This is a genomic window from Pseudanabaena sp. FACHB-2040 (genome assembly GCF_014696715.1).
In the GTDB taxonomy this organism is placed as follows: domain Bacteria; phylum Cyanobacteriota; class Cyanobacteriia; order Phormidesmidales; family Phormidesmidaceae; genus JACVSF01.
The window spans coordinates 1-16118 of record NZ_JACJQO010000017.1; the positions used below are offsets into that span (position 1 = coordinate 1).

Genomic DNA, 16118 nt, shown 5'->3' on the forward strand with positions numbered 1-16118 from the left:
ACGGCCATGTAGGCGCAGGGGAACAACAGCAGACCTGACCAGCCGATGAAGACAAAGCGATCGCGCTTCAGCCAGTCATCGAGAACGTCAAACGCTCCTCGTTGGGCTTGAGCGCGTCCCATTGCAATGGTCATACGCGTTTCTCCAAACAAAGTATGTAAGTAGGGAAGATAAAGGCTCTGCCCTTGAACCCGCAGTGAAAATCTAAGGCAATAAGCATAAATCACTACGAATTATGAGCAGTATTTACTTTTCTTTACCGTGGTTATCATTATACGGATCTCGCTCGGGATCTTCTAGTGGTTTCTCAGCCAAACGGAAGATTGAGTAATTATGCTTATTACGAGGATCTGCCCATTCCTGCGAAATGCTGACAGAATCAAAGTAGTGCGTTTTACGCTTTGATACTTTCTGTTGGGTAACGCTGGTATGTTCACGATTGAATTGACACTGAAGCACACGGCCCTACCGCTCTCGGTCCAGAAGAAAACTGAGGAAGAAGCGGAAGCGGCCTATCAGTCTGCGCTGGAAGGGCTACGTACAGGGAGTACAACGATTATTGAGTTGACCTGTGATCAGCAGCCGAATAAGAAAATTAGTGTGCTGTCGAGCGAACTAGCGGCGGTGCAAATATTTGAGAAGTCGGGAACAGCTACGGCTTCTGGGCGGCCACCTGGATTTTTTGCTTTGACTACAGAGCAATAGGCTAAATTGGTGGGCTGCCTTTATAGGTTGGGGGTAAGGCTTTGACTGCTGCGATCGCACTTAACGATTTAGGCTTTCAGTGGCCCTCTGGAAAATCAGTACTACAGGGCTGCTCTCTATCCGTTGAGGCGGGTGAGTTTTGCATGTTGCTGGGCAGCAACGGCAGTGGTAAGTCAACTCTGCTGAGAATTTTAGCGGGTTTGCTGCAGCCCCAAACGGGCACTTTTAAGGTGCACGACCCGGTGGGATTTGTTTTCCAGAATCCCGATCATCAGCTGGTTATGCCCACCGTTGGAGCAGACGTGGCGTTTGGGCTTGTAGAGGAGCGGCTGACTATCGCCCAGGTTCGGGCTCGGGTAGACGAGGCGCTGGCAGCTGTCAATCTAGAGCACCTGAAGCGGCGACCTATCTATGCGCTTAGTGGCGGGCAAAAGCAGCGAGTGGCGATCGCTGGAGCCATTGCTCGTCACTGCAGCATTTTATTGTTGGATGAACCGACAGCGCTGCTTGATCCTGACAGCCAAATTGATTTGGTGATGCAGGTGAGATCGTTGGTTAAGGAAAGAGGGTTGACTGCCCTTTGGGTGACGCATCGCTTAATTGAGTTGGACTATTGCGATCGCGCCTTTTTACTGGAGAATGGCCAGGTCAAGGATCAAGGGCATCCCCAAAGGCTCAAAAGCTTGTTGGCTGGAGGCTCAGAACCTTGAGCCTGGACCCTTAGGCTGGGAATTCGCCTCGATTGATTGCCAGACAAAACGGGTGCCGCTGGGCAAAACTGCGGTGAGCTTTTCAGTTTTAAAGAATATAAAGTAAGGTAAAGCTATAGATTTTCTAATCCTCTTATAAGCTTTACCGGAAGTCATGAGTCGGCCTTCCTACACTGCACACCTGTTGGTGGATGGCTATAACATCATTGGTGCCTGGACCTCGCTCAAGCAGGCCCGCGATCAGAGTGGCCTAGAAATTGCGAGGGGGGATTTGATTGAGGTCTTGGCCAACTATAGTGCTTACCAAGGCTTTGAGACTCATCTGGTGTTTGATGCTTATGCCCAGACGACTCCCAGTGCTCAAGAGGTAATTACTCAGCACTTAGCTGTTTACTACACAGGGTTTGGGCAGACAGCAGATAGCTACATTGAGCGAGTCTGTGCTCAGCACCGGGGCAAGAGAGCTTCCCTAAATCAGCGCCTGATTGTTGCGACCTCTGACAGGGCTCAGCAACTCACGATTATGGGATACGGAGCAGAATGGATGTCGGCGCTTCAGCTTGAGTCGGAGGTACAGACTTCGTTTAACCAGATTAAACAGCGCCAGAAGCAGCGGCAAAAGCCGGTTAAACGATCTCTCATGCACACTCTTGATCAAGGGGCCAGGGATAAGTTGACCCGGCTGAGATTTGGGCTGAAGTGAGACTTCCTTAGAAAAAGCAGGCCCAGCCCATTGCCTCTAGAGCCACTTTTGACGGCTCAAACCGCCCTAAAAGTGGAGTCTTTGGAGCTTCGAGGTGAGAGATGGGGAAGATTGCAGGATAATTTCTGCTTAAGGGGTTGCCAAAGGTACAAAATTCTCGCTACTATGAATTTCGCAATCCTCAGTAGCTCAGTGGTAGAGCGGTCGGCTGTTAACCGATTGGTCGCAGGTTCGAATCCTGCCTGGGGAGTTTCCCAACTAGACCCTCTTTTGCCTGTAGTCGTTGTTAGCACTACACTCTTAAAGGCAAAGAAGGTTTTAATATAAAGCAAACGTTAAGCTAGTAAGCTCAAGAACCCGTTATCGGGGATAATTTGGGCGGCTGGCTTACAATCTGTATAGGAATTTTTTAATCCTATATAGCGCTTCAATAAACTTCCAGGTCTTTTACGCCTGGTCTTAGATAGACATAACCGTTTTAATGATGCCTCGTATACTCGTCATCGATGATGACCCTGCAATTGCAGAGTTGGTTGCAGTTAACCTTGAAATGGCTGGCTATGACGTTAGCCAAGCCAGTGACGGGATTAAGGGTCAAGCTCTAGCAGTTCAACTGCTGCCGGATCTGATCATGCTTGACCTCATGCTGCCTAAGGTCGACGGGTTCACTGTCTGTCAGCGGTTGCGCCGAGACAAGCGCACATCCGAAATTCCTATTTTGATGCTGACGGCTCTAGGACAGACCCAGGACAAGGTAGACGGGTTTAATGCTGGAGCAGATGACTATCTAACTAAGCCCTTTGAGCTAGAGGAAATGCTAGCCCGAGTTCGGGCTTTGCTGCGCCGCACGGATCGGATCCCCCAAGCGGCTAAGCACAGCGAGATTCTCAACTACGGTCCGCTGACGCTCATTCCTGAGCGGTATGAGGCGATTTGGTTTGACCGGACGGTTAAGCTGACCCACCTGGAGTTTGAGCTGCTGCACTGTCTGCTGCAGCGTCACGGTCAAACGGTTTCCCCCAGTCAAATTTTGCAGGAAGTCTGGGGCTACGAACCCAATGATGACATCGAAACCATTCGGGTTCATGTCCGGCACTTAAGAACTAAGCTCGAGCCTGATCCCCGGCATCCCAAGTATATTAAGACTGTTTACGGGGCAGGCTATTGCTTGGAACTGCCAGCGGATGTTCAGGCAGCCGTTGAGTAGGCATTTGCCTTTGTTTAGCGCTAAATTCGCCCCTGACTGCCTTGGATGGGTACTTTGCTGCATTGACAGAGTAACGGCATGGGGTGATACAACTATGCAGATTCGAGATCCCGCACTATAGGCGGGATCGTTTGTTTGTGCCTTATTGGGAGAGCGGGGTTATGTTTCCATCGGCCTTTAGGCTGCGATCGCAGCAGCGAAGCCCTCTGTCTCGCCGCCAGTGGCGAGTGTTTGGTCAGTTTGTTGGACTGTTTAGCCTGTGTCTGGCCTTGGTCGTTGGGTGTGGCAGCAACCCCAACCAGGCACCGACTTCTCAAGCTGAAAGCAGCGGCGGACGGGTCACCATTGGCACCACGCTCAAAGCTCGAACCGTAGACCCAGCAGATGCCTATGAGATCTTTCCGGGCATCTTGCTCTACAACTTGGGCGATCGCCTCTACAGCTATCAACCCGGAACAACCGAATTAGAGCCTCAATTAGCCACTGCTCTGCCCGATATCAGCGCTGATGGGTTGACCTACACCATGCCGCTAAGGGAGGACGTCACCCTGCACGACGGCACCCCTTTTAATGCTGAGGTAATGGCCTTTTCGATTCAGCGGTTCATGGAAAACGGCGGCCGTCCGGCTTTTCTGCTATCTGAAAAGATTGAGTCTGTGACTGCTACTGGAGACTATGAGCTAACGATCAAGCTCAAATCTCCCTTTGCCGCATTTACCTCTTTGCTCACCTTCTGGGGAGTGACCCCGGTTCCACCTGACACTTATGAAATCGGTGCCGGGCAATTTCAGCCCGCAGCTTTTATTGGCTCTGGGCCTTATAAGCTAGCCTCTTTCACCAGCGACTCTATTAAGCTGGATGTCAATGAGAACTATTGGGGCGAACAGCCAGAGAACCAAGGCATCGATATCCAAATGTTCTCCAGCCCAGCCAACCTCTACAACACTTTTAAGACCGGCGGTTTGGATGTGGCTTATCAGACCCTCGACCCTGACCAAATCGCAAGTTTGGAGCGAGAGGCAGACTCTGGTGGCTGGCAGGTCATAGAGGCCGGCACCACCGTGATTAATTACATGAGCCTAAATCAAAAAATCGAGCCCCTGAACGATCCTAGAGTGCGGCAGGCGGTTGCGGCCATGATTGATCGAAATTTGATTAACGATCGCGTCTTTCAGGGGCAGGCCGAACCCCTCTACAGCTTGCTGCCGACCAGCTTTGATATCTACGAGCCGGTTTTCAAAGAGGCTTATGGGGACGGAGATTTTGCTAAAGCCAGAGAACTGCTGACGGCAGCAGGGTTTTCTGAAGCTAATCCGTTTAACTTTGAGATTTGGTACCCGTCTGCCTCAACTACCCGTAGCATTGTGGCCAATACGCTGAAAGAGTCTATCGAAAGAGGGCTACCCGGACTGGTTACAGTCACTGTTCAAAGCACAGAAGGGGCAACGCTTTGGGAGAATGTGGAGAAGGGGATCTATCCGGCAGTTTTGTCTAACTGGTACCCGGACTACTACGATGCCGACACCTTTATCCAGCCCTTTATGAGCTGCGATCAGGGAACGATCCAAACTCTGTGCGAAAAGGGAGCCAGCCAAGCGAACGGCTCTTTCTACTACAGCAAGGAGGCCAATGACCTCGTGGCGAAGCAGCGAGGAGAACAGGATGTTCAGGCCCGTAAGGAGATCCTTACGAGCCTGCAAAACATCTTGGTTGAGGACGTGCCCTATATTCCGCTGTGGCAGAACAAGGATTATGTTTTTGCCCAGAGTGGTGTGGATGGCGTTGCTATTCAGCCAACCCAGCAGTTTTTGCTGTGGTCAATCAGCAAAGGATGATTTATGGCGTTGGTCAGAAAGCTGAAGACAACGTTAGCCGGTCAAGGCTGTAGTTTGGGTTAGGCTTTCTGACGTCCTTGCCACAGAGATGCTGGTAGGGCTAGGGCGGCCCAGTTTCCGGGGTCGCTTACCAGGCGGGCTGTTGCCGGGCCTACTGGGAGGGTGAATTGAACTAGGCTGATGAGCAGATTACTGAGCAAATTTAATGGCTTCTCGATCTAGCGCACTGCGATATTACATCCTGGTGCGGCTGCTGCTGGCACCGCTGATGATCTGGACGATTACGACAGTGGTGTTTCTCCTGCTGAGGGCTACGCCGGGCGATCCGATTGATGCCCTGTTGGGGCCAAGAGCCCCTCAGGAAGCAAAGGATATTCTGCGCGGTCAACTAGGGTTAGATGCCCCGATTTGGCTGCAGTATGTCCGGTACTTGGGCAATTTGCTGCGCTTTGATCTGGGCAGCTCTCTGTCTAGCCAGGGGGAGACCGTCTGGCAAATTATTCAAAACCATTTTCCAGCCACGGTAGAGCTGTCGGTGTGCGGCATGGTGGTGGCGGCAGTGGTGGGGTTGGGGGTAGGTGCGATCGCAGCCTCCCGCCCCAACTCTGCCCTCGATGCGGGCGGGAGGCTGTTTGGCATTCTTACCTACGCGGTGCCGATGTACTGGTTTGGAATGATTCTGCAGCTCATCTTCTCTGTACAGCTAGGCTGGTTTCCGATTGGCACCCGCTACCCGCTGAGCGGGACTGCGCCCCAGGGATTTACCGGGCTGTATCTGGTGGATAGTTTGCTATCAGGCAATTTGGCCCAATTTGGTACGGCAATATACTATCTGGCACTGCCCAGCTTAACCTTGGGCATTTTGATTAGCGGCGTATTTGAGAGAATTGTGCGGGTCAATCTCAAGCAGACGCTGCGGGCAGACTATGTTGAAGCTGCTAGGGCCAGAGGTATTTCGGAAAGAAGGATTGTTACAGCCCACGCACTCAAGAATGCGCTCATTCCTGTCATTACAGTTTTAGGGCTCACCTTTGCCTCTTTGCTCGGAGGCGCTGTGCTGACGGAAGTAACCTTTTCCTGGCCGGGACTGGCGAACCGACTTTACGAAGCAATCTCTGAACGAGATTATCCCGTTGTGCAGGGTTTGATGGTCTTTTTTGCGGTCATAGTGGCAGTCATTAGTATCTTGATCGATATTCTTAATGCCTACATTGATCCCCGCATTCGTTACTAGCTTTGACATGGGATCGGGCCTGCCTTTTCTGCTCAAATTTGCTGAGACCGCTTCTTACTGCAACTCTCATAATAGGGGTTCCTTTAAAGCCAGCAGATCAGCATTCGACCTGAGCTTGCTAAGGGAAACTGCAGGCATGAGCAGGGCCATATCTCTGTTTGAATAGGTAGGATTTTGAGCTAAAAATTGCCTTAACTCAATCCTTAGAACAATTTGAATAGATAAATTTGATAGGAATATCCGGAAAACTTGGGAGCTCTACATCCAAGTCAGCTTGTCAGAACACGCTATTCTCTGTAATACCTCTTAATTTGATATGGTGTGAGAAGTAAAAGTTCAAATAACTTTGCTCTGAGAAGTTAAGCGACCAGCCGAACTCATCCGCAAAGAATGCCTCTTCGGTTTTCGCGGTCAGTCAAGCAACTTTTTAGTTACTACATTAAGACCGTTGCCTTATCGCTCAGTAAAGTTGTTGTCTGCTCGGAGGACTATAGCTGTGGAAATCAAACCTGAGGGCTCTCAAAACCTGCTTCAGATGCTCTTGAATTGGGGCTACTGGGTACTGCGGTTAATCGATCTCAGGCTGGCTATTGTGATTGGCTCCAGTGTATTTTTGCTTGCAGTAGGCCTAGACTCCTCAGCCAACTATGCAACCGCTGCAGACTTAAGGCAGGCCTCTATCCAAGCGCCCCCCGCTGCTTTTAACCAGGCTCAAGTTTTGAAACGGGTGCCGAAACAGGTACAGCCTGAGCCAGACTTAGAAGATGAAGCTAGCTATTTAGAATTTGATCCTGCGATCGCAAATCGTCTCAAGCACGGGGATTTGACTAGCGCCAGCCTGACCAGCAGTCGACTGACAAGAGCCCACTTTTTCACGGACTCTATCAACGTATCACCACATTAGGTTAGGGAAGAGAAGGGGATTAAAGATAGACTGCAGCAGAGGTCGGCAAAGTCAGGGTTTCTCGACCTGAGGATGTGACGCTCTTAGCAAACCCTTCGAGGGTTTAAAATAAAGAGTTGGCTCCTAGCATTTTTCTGCAGGAGCATGCTGTAGATTTCCGTTGGCACCCATATTTTTTGGGCAGGCTGTTCTGTCCATCCCTAATCTTACTTCTGAAGGACTTATGAAGGCACCTCTTCGCTTCCTCATGTGCTCTCCGCACCACTATGAGGTGGACTACGTTATTAATCCCTGGATGGAGGGTAATATCCACCGTTCCTCCCGTGAAGCGGCTCAGGAGCAGTGGGAGGGTCTCTATCAGGTCATTTCAACCCATGCAGCGGTTGATTTAGTTAAGCCCCAGCAGGGATGGCCCGATATGGTGTTTACGGCCAATGCCGGTCTCATTTTGGGAGATCAGGTGGTGCTGAGCCGTTTTCTTCACAAAGAGCGCCAAGGTGAAGAACCCCACTTCAAAGCCTGGTTTGAGGAACAGGGATGTACTGTTCACGAACTGCCTAAGGATTTGCCCTTTGAGGGGGCCGGAGATGCGCTGCTCGATCGAGAGGGCCGCTGGCTCTGGGCTGGCTACGGCTTTCGCACCGAGCTTGATTCCCATGCCCTAGTATCTCAGTGGTTGGACATTGAGGTGCTGTCGTTGCGGCTGATGGATGAGCGGTTTTACCACCTCGATACCTGCTTCTGCCCCCTGGCCGAGGGCTATTTGCTCTACTACCCTCCGGCCTTTGACGCTTACTCCAATCGCCTGATTGAGATGCGGGTACCGGCCCACAAGCGAATTGCCATCAGTGAAGCGGATGCTGTCAATTTTGCCTGTAATGCCGTTAACGTCGAGCAAATTGTCATCATGAATCAGGCCAGCGCCAGCTTAAAGCAGCGGTTGGCCGAGGCCGGTTTTCAGGTGCTTGAGACGCCGCTGACAGAATTTTTGAAGGCAGGAGGTGCCGCCAAGTGCCTGACGCTGCGCATTACTGAGCCAGTGCGCGACGACTTCCATGCTGAGGCAGCCATTGAGAGCCGCACTATTTCCCTGGAAGGGCACCTGCTCGATTCTGGTCTGATCAACCGGGCGCTAGATTTGATTGTGGAAGGAGGCGGCAGCTTCCAGGTGCTCAACTTTGAGCTGGGAGAACAGCGGCAGAGTACCTCTACGGCCAAGGTGCGGGTTTCGGCTCCAGATTCTGAGGTAATGGGCGAGATTATGGCCCAGCTTATTGATCTGGGTGCTGCAACGCTGCCCGAAGCCGTCCGAGATGCGGTGCTTACACCTATTTCCCAGGCCGGGGTGGCTCCCGACGACTTTTATAGCACAACTATTTACCCCACAGAAATTCGCGTAGGCGGCGAGTGGGTGCGGGTCAATAACCAGCGCATGGATGGCGTTATTGTTGTCGAGCAAACGGCTACTGAGCCAGTTGTCCACTGCAAGCTGCTGCGGGATCTGCAGGTGGGCGATCAGGTAGTCACTGGAGTTGACGGCATTCGCAGCGTGCGTAAGGCAACCAGCCGCGATCGCACGACCGTGACCGAAGAGTTTAGCTTCATGGGCTCTGGCGTCTCTAGCGAAAGACGGGTAGAGCTAATTGTGGAGCAGGTAGCCTGGGAATTGCGTAAGCTGCGCGATCAGGGCGGTAAGGTCGCCGTGGTGGCTGGCCCAGTGGTGATTCACACGGGCGGCGGTGAGCATTTGTCGCACCTAATTCGCGAAGGATACATTCAGGCGCTGCTGGGGGGAAATGCGATCGCAGTTCACGACATCGAGCAGGCCATGCTCGGCACCTCCCTCGGCGTTGATATGAACCAGGGCATCTCAGTGCGAGGCGGGCACCGTCACCACCTCAAGGCCATCAACACCATTCGCCGCTACGGCAGCATTGCCGGAGCCGTGGAACAGGGAGCGCTGACCCGGGGCATTTTCTACGAGTGCGTCAAACACGGAGTGCCCTTCTCCCTGGCCGGTTCAATTCGCGATGATGGCCCCTTGCCTGATACCGAAATGGATCTGCTCAAAGCCCAGGCTGACTATGCCCGCATGGTGCAGGGATCTGACATGATTCTGATGTTATCTACCATGCTGCACTCCATTGGCGTTGGCAATATGACCCCTGCCGGTGTGAAGATGGTCTGTGTAGACATTAACCCTGCTGTAGTGACTAAGCTAGCTGACCGGGGGTCACTGGAGTCTACGGGCGTCGTTACCGATGTGGGACTGTTTTTGAGCCTACTGGTGAAGCAGCTCGACCGGCTCAACAATCCTTATGCGGTCGTTTAAGGCAAGAGGCCACAACTTTCTGCCTTCCAAATAAAGCTGCACCGTGAAGCAAAAAGAGAGGGGCCAGTCAAATGACTGGCCCCTCTCCTTTTGCTAGTTTTTCTTGCTAAGGTTTGCAGGACAGCCGCCTACCCCAGCAGCTTAATGTTGGAAAAGCGAAACTCCTCATCAGCGGGCTGGTCGCCCTGGGTCACAATATGGCGACGAGACAAAATGTGGTAGTCGCCTACCTTTTCATAGTCGTCTTCAAACAAGCTAAGACCGCCTTTTTGCTCACCCGTTGTCGGGTCGTGGTAGACCGAGTCGTAGCGGTGGGACAGATACCCCTCGCCCGTATCATGGCTGCTAAAAGTGTTGATCGTGACAACCACACCATGAATGTGACGGTGAACCAGAGAAACCTCGTTGTTACGCAGCTGGTAGCGATCACCCTCGGACTTGCCGCCCATGAGAATTTCTACAGAGCCATCCTCCAGGGTTTTGCCGTAAGCAAAGGTGTTCTTGCCGTGGGTATCTTCAAAGTCCCGACGAACCCGGTGAATGGCAATTTCAAACAGCTGACCGTGAATTGCTTTTTGGGCCTCTTCATCGGTTATCGCAGTAACCTCTGGCTTGAGATCGGCACCGACTTTAATCTGGCCGCTGAAGACTTCCCCATTACGGGTATAGGTGACATCAGCGCTATACCCGGGAAACCCTTTAGTCCAGGTGTAGCGGTTTTCATAGGCAGCCCGAAACAGTTCTCGAGCTGAGACTTGGGTTCCAACCATGCAATTCTCCTGGTAACTTTCAAACCCTTAAGGCGGGCTGTTCTCTATTTCCAGGATACTGGGCGGCGAAGGCTTATTGGATCCATATGAGGTTTAAAAAGAAAAAACCTACCGGGGATAAGGGGGACATCGGTAGGTTCCTCTGCAATCTATAGGGTTATGTCTACCTTAAGACAGATGCCAGAACGAAAAATCGGCAATCTGGCTGATAGTTTTAGCGACGGGAAAGGCTTATTGGATCCATATGAGGTTTAAAAAGAAAAAACCTACCGGGGATAAGGGGGACATCGGTAGGTTCCTCTGCAATCTATAGGGTTATGTCTATCTTAAGACAGATGCTGAGATGAGAGATCCGCGATCTGGCTGATTTTTCTCAAAATTGGGAACAAGCGCCAAGATCTTTAAGAAAATCCTCAGAATTCAAAGGTTTTTGCGGGTGAGCTGATCTGGTAAATTCTGCCTTATCCCTCAACCCACCAGATGCTCGTGAAAAAAGTCGAGCGATCGCACCCACGCATCAGCCGCTGCCGCCTCGTTATACGCTTCTGGCCGAGCGTCGTTGAAGAAGGCATGGCCAGCGCCCGAGTACAGGTGGGTTTCAATAGGTTTGCCCGCATGACGCACCGTCGCAACCAAATCTTCCACCGCTTCTAGCGGCACAAACGTATCTTGATCGCCAAAAAGACCCAGCACCGGAGCCCTGAGCTGAGAGACATTCAGCTTAACGTTGGGATGAATGCCGTAGAAGTCGATGGCAGCGCCAATGCGATCGCTTATGGTCGCTGCTAGCAGAGCCAGTTGCCCACCCATACAGAAGCCGACCACACCCACCTTCGTTCCAACAACAGCATCATGCTGCAGCAGATAGTCAACCGCATTTTCTAAATCTTGAGCTGTTTTCTCAATGTTTAGGGCCATCATTAGTCGTCCGGCCTCATCGGGTGAAGTCGTTTTCTCCCCACCGTATAGATCTGGGGCTAGGGCGACAAAACCGGCCTGAGCAAAGCGATCGGCTACGCTTTTGATGTGGGGTACCAAGCCCCACCATTCCTGCAGCACTATCACGCCTGCACCCGATCCAGCCTCTGGCAGCGCCAAGTATCCTAGTCCCGCAACATCTGTACCCATTTAAAGCCTCACATCTGCAACCGTTCTCTAAGAGGCTATCATCCGCACTTAAAGGGAATAGATTTTTCCGGCTGTTGTCCCCGTATAGAATGACTTTTTCCTCTCGCCAAAAGCAGGTGCAAAGTGGTTCGTTAACCGATAAAGTGGCTATATGTATGACGAAGATGAGTTGACAACTCTGGACCCAGAGGTAGAGTTTGCCGATCCTCTAGATCAGCTCGGACCCATTGAGGAAGAGAGTGGGCCGCAGTACGATCCAGAGGAAATGCTGCCGTTGCTAGAGTCTTCTGAGACTCAGCAGCGCATGTTGGCAGCGCGAGTTTTTTGTGAACTAGAAGACGAGCGTGCCATCCCGGCTCTCATTGGCATGTTGGATGATGTGTGTCCTCTAGTCAGGGTCAGTGCTGCCTATGCTCTGGGCCGCAACACTAGCGGCGCTGCCGTTGAGCCGCTGGTTAAACGGCTCAACACTGATTGGAATGGCTACGTGCGTAAAGGCGTTGTGTGGGCCTTGGGCAACAGCCGGGATGGCCGGACCCTGCTGCCGCTAGTAGACGCTCTTCGCACTGACATTTCAGCAGTAAGGCTTTGGGCCGCTAGTGCTCTAGCCCAAATGGCTCATGTCAGCTATGAAGCCGTTATCGTCACCATTCCCCCCCTAATCGAAGCTCTGCGACGCGACGCTGTGGCAGCCGTTCGCAGCAACTGTGCCTGGTCTATTGGCCAGCTCTGTCGGGAACTGCCCTCTAATGTGGTCTACAACACCGCCGTGGATGCCCTGCTAGAGACCTTTGCCGAGGACGACGACCTAGGCGTAAGGGAAGATGCTCGCTCTGCTCTGCTGAAAATAGGCGACACTCGGGGGCTGCAGACCATTGAAGATATTGAGCAAGACGGCTTCTTTTAGGAGCAGGCTGGGGCCTGAAACCTTCTATGGCAACTGCTCAAGCCTCCTTTCGGGCTGACTTTTTTCGGCTGGCTGCGGCTAATGTTGTCTCTAATCTGATGGTTCCCCTAGCGGGAATTGTAGATACGGCTTTTTTGGGACACCTGGCAGAAATTCGCCATCTGGCAGGGGTGGCGCTGGCCACGGTGATTTTTAACGTGGTCTACTGGAGCTTTGGCTTTTTACGCATGGGCACAACCGGCATGACTGCCCAGGCTCAGGGCCGATCAGATGCTGCCGAGGTGCGGTTGATTGCGTTACGCAATGGTGCGATCGCACTTACCCTAGGGGTGCTGATTTTGCTGCTGCAGGTGCCGATTCGAGAACTAGGGTTTGGTCTATTAACGGCAGAAGCCGCAGTGCAGCAATCGGGCTACGACTTTTTCAATGCCCGCGTTTGGGATGCTCCGGCAGTGCTGCTCAACCTGGTGCTGCTGGGCTGGTTTTTGGGCCGAGAGCAGGGGCAGCGAGTGATTGTTCTGTCGATCGTCGGCAACGCCAGCAATGTTGTCTTGAACTATCTATTTATTAACCTGTGGGGCTGGGGCAGTATGGGGGCTGGGCTGGGCACTGCTCTGAGCCAATATTTAATGCTGGCAGTCGGACTGAGTTTGGTCCTGCGAGAAGGCAATTGGGCCCAATGGCGGGCCGTTGTTCCGCAAATTTGGGAAACTCAAGCGCTGAAGGGACTGTTTCGTCTCAACCGAGATATCTTGATTCGCACTTTTGCCCTGGTCATTAGCTTTGCGATGTTTACCCAATTCAGCTCGGCTATGGGAACGCAGGTTTTGGCTGCCAATACCCTGTTGTTGCAAGGCGTGACCCTGTCTGCCTACTTCATTGACGGCATTGCCTTCGCTACCGAGAGCTTTGCGGGTCGGTTTTACGGCAGCCGCGATCGCACTCAGCTCAGCTACCTGCTCAGACTGGGCGGCAGCACCAGCCTTGCACTGGGGCTGGCCTTTGCGCTAGCCCTGGCGCTGTTTCCAGATCTGCTGTTTGGCCTGTTAACCAGCCACAGCGACGTGCTGATTGAGGTGCGCCGCTTTGTCTGGTGGCTGCTGCCGTGCTTGGGCATGGGTGCGATCGCATATCTGCTCGACGGCTATTTTCTGGGCCTAACCGCCGGTCACACCTTGCGCAACTCAACGCTGATCGCCGCTGGGCTAGGATTTTTGCCGCTGGCATTTTTAGCTCAGGCTACCGCCAGCCCGCACCTGCTCTGGCTGGCGCTGACCAGCTTTATGAGCCTGCGGGCAATTACGCTTGGTATGACGGTTCCAGCGACTTTGCGTTAGGCGCTGGTCAGCATAGTCCAGTAGCGATCGTATAGATCGACGGCATCTCCAACGGGCGCGATAGACTCGCAGCGGCTCAAAACTTCTTCAGACGGAAAAAGGTTTTGGTTGGCCTGCAGTTCCGGCGGCAGCAGCTCAATGGCCGGCCTGACGGGGGTAGCAAAGTTAAACTTTTCTACGTTGCGAGCCGCATTTTGCGGATCAAGCTGGAAGTTGATCCAGGCGTAGGCAGCTTCGGGGTTGGGCGCAGTTTTAAGGATGGCCATCGTATCGGTCCAGAGCGAAGCGCCGCTATCGGGCACGATGTAGACCAGATCAGGGTCGTCCTCACGGACTGCGATCGCATCTGAGGAATAGCCCATCGCCACCGCAAGATCCCCAGCCAAAATCTGATCTTGCCAGGCATCCGTGGTGAACGAGGCCAGCGTTGGCCTAATTTCCACTAGCCTTTGATAGGCTGCTTCAATTTCTTGCGGATTAGTGGAGTTGTAGGAATAGCCTAAGGACTTAAGCGCGGCTCCCATCACCTCTCGCACATCGTTTAGCAGCGTCACCTGACGGGTCAAATCGGCCCGACTCTGCCACAGGTAATCCCAATCCGTCGGCGGAGGGTTCAACGACTGGCGGTTGTAAACTAGCCCAGTGGTGCCCCAGGCAAAAGGAACGCTGTGGGTATTGTCTGGGTCATAACCGGGGTTGACCCAGTTGTTCAACAGATTGTCCAGCCCTTGAATCTGGCTCTTATCGAGCGATGCCAGCATATCTAGGCCGATCATCTCCTGCACCATGTAGTCAGAGGGGTAGACAATGCTGAAGTTACCACCGCCGCCAGCCTGAAGCTTGGCCAACATGGTCTCATTGGAGTCGTAAAGCGTCACCCTCACCTCAATGCCGGTCTGATCCTGAAACGCCCGGATCACCTCATCGTCGGTATAAGCAGCCCAAGAATAGATTTCTAGGAGATCCGAGCGCCCATCTCCACCAGCCTGCACATCCGACAGCCCCCGTCGGCAGTTGGACAGCATAAGCCCAGACAGGGCCCCTGCCGAAAGCTTCAGGAAGTGACGACGCCCCGTGCGCACACCAGGAAGACGACGTCCTAGCTGAGACTCAAATTCTGCCATAGTTGTGATTCCCCAGGTCAGTCAAAAATGCAACAAGAACAAGTTGTTAAAAAAACGCCTTAGCCAACACCCAACCGATCCTAGCTCCAAACTACCCAGAATTCAGACTTGAGAATTGAATGTCGTCTTCCTTCAGATGGAATCCCGGTCAACAATGTCAGAGGTAGCTTACTAAAGCTCATAGTTTACCCTTTGCTGCGTTTCCTGTAAGGTGTAGCCCCATGACTTATACACAGCCTAAGTCTTCCTCAAACCGGATCAATACTCAATCCGCTACTAATCCCCTCATTCAGCGGCTCATTCAACCTCAGATTGTGGCGAACTGGAGTATCGATGAGAATGGCCAAGTCGTCTGTCTTTGGGAAAGCTGCCCAGGCAAACGCCCAAAAAGTCAGTAAAGCGAGCCGTCTGTAGGCCAGAGAGCAGACTTTAGCAGCTCGATTAATCTCAGACTGCCGTTAGTCGCGACCCGGCATTACTCCATTGCCGGGTCGCGATGCCATAGAGTAGTTAGATAGATGAATACGCTCCTGACCCTGCCATGACTTCCACTTACCAGGCTCCTTTTATCTCGGCTGTACCGATTGACCAGATTCGCTACAGCGAGCAGGGGTTGGTGCCCGCCATCGTTCAGGACTATCTCGATGGCACTGTGCTGATGATGGCCTGGATGAACCGGGAGTCTTTGCAGAAGACTCTAGAGACGGGCGATACCTGGTTTTGGAGCCGGTCGCGCCAGGAATTTTGGCATAAGGGCGAAACCTCGGGGCACTTGCAGAAGGTGCAGGCTATTCGCTACGACTGCGACAGCGATGCGCTGCTGGTGACAGTGGAGCAGATCGGAGATGTGGCTTGCCATACGGGAGAGCGTAGCTGCTTCCATCAGGTGGATGGGCAGAAGGTGGCTCCCCCAGCAGATACCTTGTCTCAGGTGTTTGCGGTGATTTGCGATCGCAAAGCCCACCCGGACCCCAGTTCCTACACCTGCAAGCTGCTAGAGGGCGGCGACAACAAGATTCTCAAGAAGATTGGCGAAGAAACCGCAGAGGTCGTCATGGCCTTTAAAGATGATGAGGCAGATGCGATCGCGGGGGAAGTAGCTGACCTGCTCTATCACACCCTGGTTGCACTAGCTCATCACGATGTGGACATCAAGGCTGTCTACCGCAAGTTGCAGGAACGACGCCGCTAAAGGCTCAGGGAGAATTCGGCCGTGTCTGGT

General features: G+C 52.7%; 15 protein-coding genes, 1 tRNA gene and 1 pseudogene. 13 read left to right on the forward strand and 4 right to left on the reverse strand.

All coding sequences use genetic code 11. From position 1 onward, the window contains the following. Positions 1-134: pseudogene (locus tag H6G13_RS18625) on the reverse strand (photosystem II D2 protein (photosystem q(a) protein)); the annotation flags it as partial. 295 nt (positions 135-429) lie between these two features. On the opposite strand from H6G13_RS18625, the gene H6G13_RS18630 reads away from it, so the two are divergent. The 9 genes from H6G13_RS18630 to H6G13_RS18670 all read left to right on the forward strand — a co-directional run bounded on the left by H6G13_RS18630 (position 430) and on the right by H6G13_RS18670 (position 9630). Continuing rightward, positions 430-705, forward strand: coding sequence for a hypothetical protein (locus tag H6G13_RS18630; protein WP_190485566.1), 276 nt, complete (start codon positions 430-432; stop codon positions 703-705). A 41-nt stretch (positions 706-746) separates the two neighbouring features. Next, complete coding sequence (locus H6G13_RS18635; protein ID WP_190485567.1) at positions 747-1415, forward strand: energy-coupling factor ABC transporter ATP-binding protein; 669 nt, start codon at positions 747-749, stop codon at positions 1413-1415. Between the two features lie 154 nt (positions 1416-1569). After that, the gene (locus H6G13_RS18640; RefSeq protein ID WP_190485569.1) at positions 1570-2118 is read left to right on the forward strand and encodes an NYN domain-containing protein; all 549 of its coding nucleotides are present in this window, start codon (positions 1570-1572) and stop codon (positions 2116-2118) included. Between the two features lie 178 nt (positions 2119-2296). Next, positions 2297-2368: transfer RNA gene (locus H6G13_RS18645), tRNA-Asn, on the forward strand. A 234-nt stretch (positions 2369-2602) separates the two neighbouring features. Continuing rightward, positions 2603-3325, forward strand: a complete 723-nt coding sequence (locus tag H6G13_RS18650) for a response regulator transcription factor (protein ID WP_190485916.1) — start codon at positions 2603-2605, stop codon at positions 3323-3325. A 161-nt stretch (positions 3326-3486) separates the two neighbouring features. After that, positions 3487-5160 carry an ABC transporter substrate-binding protein gene (locus H6G13_RS18655; protein ID WP_190485571.1) on the forward strand — a complete coding sequence of 558 codons (1674 nt, stop codon included), beginning with the start codon at positions 3487-3489 and terminating at the stop codon, positions 5158-5160. 205 nt (positions 5161-5365) lie between these two features. Beyond that, positions 5366-6394, forward strand: coding sequence for an ABC transporter permease (locus H6G13_RS18660; protein ID WP_190485573.1), 1029 nt, complete (start codon positions 5366-5368; stop codon positions 6392-6394). A gap of 496 nt (positions 6395-6890) precedes the next feature. Further along, positions 6891-7298 (forward strand): hypothetical protein, encoded by a 408-nt coding sequence (locus H6G13_RS18665; protein WP_190485575.1) that lies wholly within the window; start codon positions 6891-6893, stop codon positions 7296-7298. Between the two features lie 223 nt (positions 7299-7521). Further along, positions 7522-9630 carry a TIGR00300 family protein gene (locus tag H6G13_RS18670; RefSeq protein WP_190485577.1) on the forward strand — a complete coding sequence of 703 codons (2109 nt, stop codon included), beginning with the start codon at positions 7522-7524 and terminating at the stop codon, positions 9628-9630. A 128-nt stretch (positions 9631-9758) separates the two neighbouring features. On the opposite strand, the gene H6G13_RS18675 is transcribed toward H6G13_RS18670, so the two are convergent. After that, the gene (locus H6G13_RS18675) at positions 9759-10400 is read right to left on the reverse strand and encodes a DUF3386 domain-containing protein (RefSeq protein WP_190485580.1); all 642 of its coding nucleotides are present in this window, start codon (positions 10398-10400) and stop codon (positions 9759-9761) included. Positions 10401-10868: 468 nt separating this feature from the next. Then, complete coding sequence (locus H6G13_RS18680; protein WP_190485582.1) at positions 10869-11528, reverse strand: dienelactone hydrolase family protein; 660 nt, start codon at positions 11526-11528, stop codon at positions 10869-10871. A 151-nt stretch (positions 11529-11679) separates the two neighbouring features. Here H6G13_RS18680 and H6G13_RS18685 point away from each other — a divergent pair, with 151 nt between their 5' ends. Beyond that, the gene (locus H6G13_RS18685; RefSeq protein WP_190485584.1) at positions 11680-12435 is read left to right on the forward strand and encodes a HEAT repeat domain-containing protein; all 756 of its coding nucleotides are present in this window, start codon (positions 11680-11682) and stop codon (positions 12433-12435) included. 26 nt (positions 12436-12461) lie between these two features. Beyond that, positions 12462-13772 carry a guanitoxin biosynthesis MATE family efflux transporter GntT gene (gene gntT, locus H6G13_RS18690; RefSeq protein WP_199306370.1) on the forward strand — a complete coding sequence of 437 codons (1311 nt, stop codon included), beginning with the start codon at positions 12462-12464 and terminating at the stop codon, positions 13770-13772. Here gntT and H6G13_RS18695 read toward each other — a convergent pair. Then, a complete protein-coding gene (locus tag H6G13_RS18695; RefSeq protein ID WP_190485586.1) occupies positions 13769-14896 on the reverse strand; it encodes a spermidine/putrescine ABC transporter substrate-binding protein in 1128 nt (375 codons plus the stop codon). The genes gntT and H6G13_RS18695 overlap by 4 nt on opposite strands. Before the next feature lie 221 nt (positions 14897-15117). On the opposite strand from H6G13_RS18695, the gene H6G13_RS18700 reads away from it, so the two are divergent. Together H6G13_RS18700 and hisIE are read left to right on the forward strand one after the other, a co-directional pair. Beyond that, positions 15118-15294 (forward strand): hypothetical protein, encoded by a 177-nt coding sequence (locus H6G13_RS18700; RefSeq protein WP_190485588.1) that lies wholly within the window; start codon positions 15118-15120, stop codon positions 15292-15294. 143 nt (positions 15295-15437) lie between these two features. Next, on the forward strand, positions 15438-16088 hold the full coding sequence (hisIE, locus tag H6G13_RS18705; protein ID WP_190485590.1) for a bifunctional phosphoribosyl-AMP cyclohydrolase/phosphoribosyl-ATP diphosphatase HisIE: 651 nt from the start codon (positions 15438-15440) through the stop codon (positions 16086-16088). Positions 16089-16118 lie beyond the last annotated feature (30 nt).

Excerpts from the sequence above, each read along its gene's own strand:
- H6G13_RS18640 (WP_190485569.1), top strand. The coding sequence starts at position 1,570 with ATGAGTCGGCCTTCCTACACTGCACACCTGTTGGTGGATGGCTATAAC.
- H6G13_RS18675 (WP_190485580.1), bottom strand. The coding sequence starts at position 10,400 with ATGGTTGGAACCCAAGTCTCAGCTCGAGAACTGTTTCGGGCTGCCTAT.
- H6G13_RS18650 (WP_190485916.1), top strand. The coding sequence starts at position 2,603 with ATGCCTCGTATACTCGTCATCGATGATGACCCTGCAATTGCAGAGTTG.
- H6G13_RS18630 (WP_190485566.1), top strand. The coding sequence starts at position 430 with ATGTTCACGATTGAATTGACACTGAAGCACACGGCCCTACCGCTCTCG.
- H6G13_RS18655 (WP_190485571.1), top strand. The coding sequence starts at position 3,487 with ATGTTTCCATCGGCCTTTAGGCTGCGATCGCAGCAGCGAAGCCCTCTG.
- H6G13_RS18680 (WP_190485582.1), bottom strand. The coding sequence starts at position 11,528 with ATGGGTACAGATGTTGCGGGACTAGGATACTTGGCGCTGCCAGAGGCT.
- gntT (WP_199306370.1), top strand. The coding sequence starts at position 12,462 with ATGGCAACTGCTCAAGCCTCCTTTCGGGCTGACTTTTTTCGGCTGGCT.
- hisIE (WP_190485590.1), top strand. The coding sequence starts at position 15,438 with ATGACTTCCACTTACCAGGCTCCTTTTATCTCGGCTGTACCGATTGAC.
- H6G13_RS18700 (WP_190485588.1), top strand. The coding sequence starts at position 15,118 with ATGACTTATACACAGCCTAAGTCTTCCTCAAACCGGATCAATACTCAA.
- H6G13_RS18685 (WP_190485584.1), top strand. The coding sequence starts at position 11,680 with ATGTATGACGAAGATGAGTTGACAACTCTGGACCCAGAGGTAGAGTTT.
- H6G13_RS18695 (WP_190485586.1), bottom strand. The coding sequence starts at position 14,896 with ATGGCAGAATTTGAGTCTCAGCTAGGACGTCGTCTTCCTGGTGTGCGC.
- H6G13_RS18670 (WP_190485577.1), top strand. The coding sequence starts at position 7,522 with ATGAAGGCACCTCTTCGCTTCCTCATGTGCTCTCCGCACCACTATGAG.
- H6G13_RS18660 (WP_190485573.1), top strand. The coding sequence starts at position 5,366 with ATGGCTTCTCGATCTAGCGCACTGCGATATTACATCCTGGTGCGGCTG.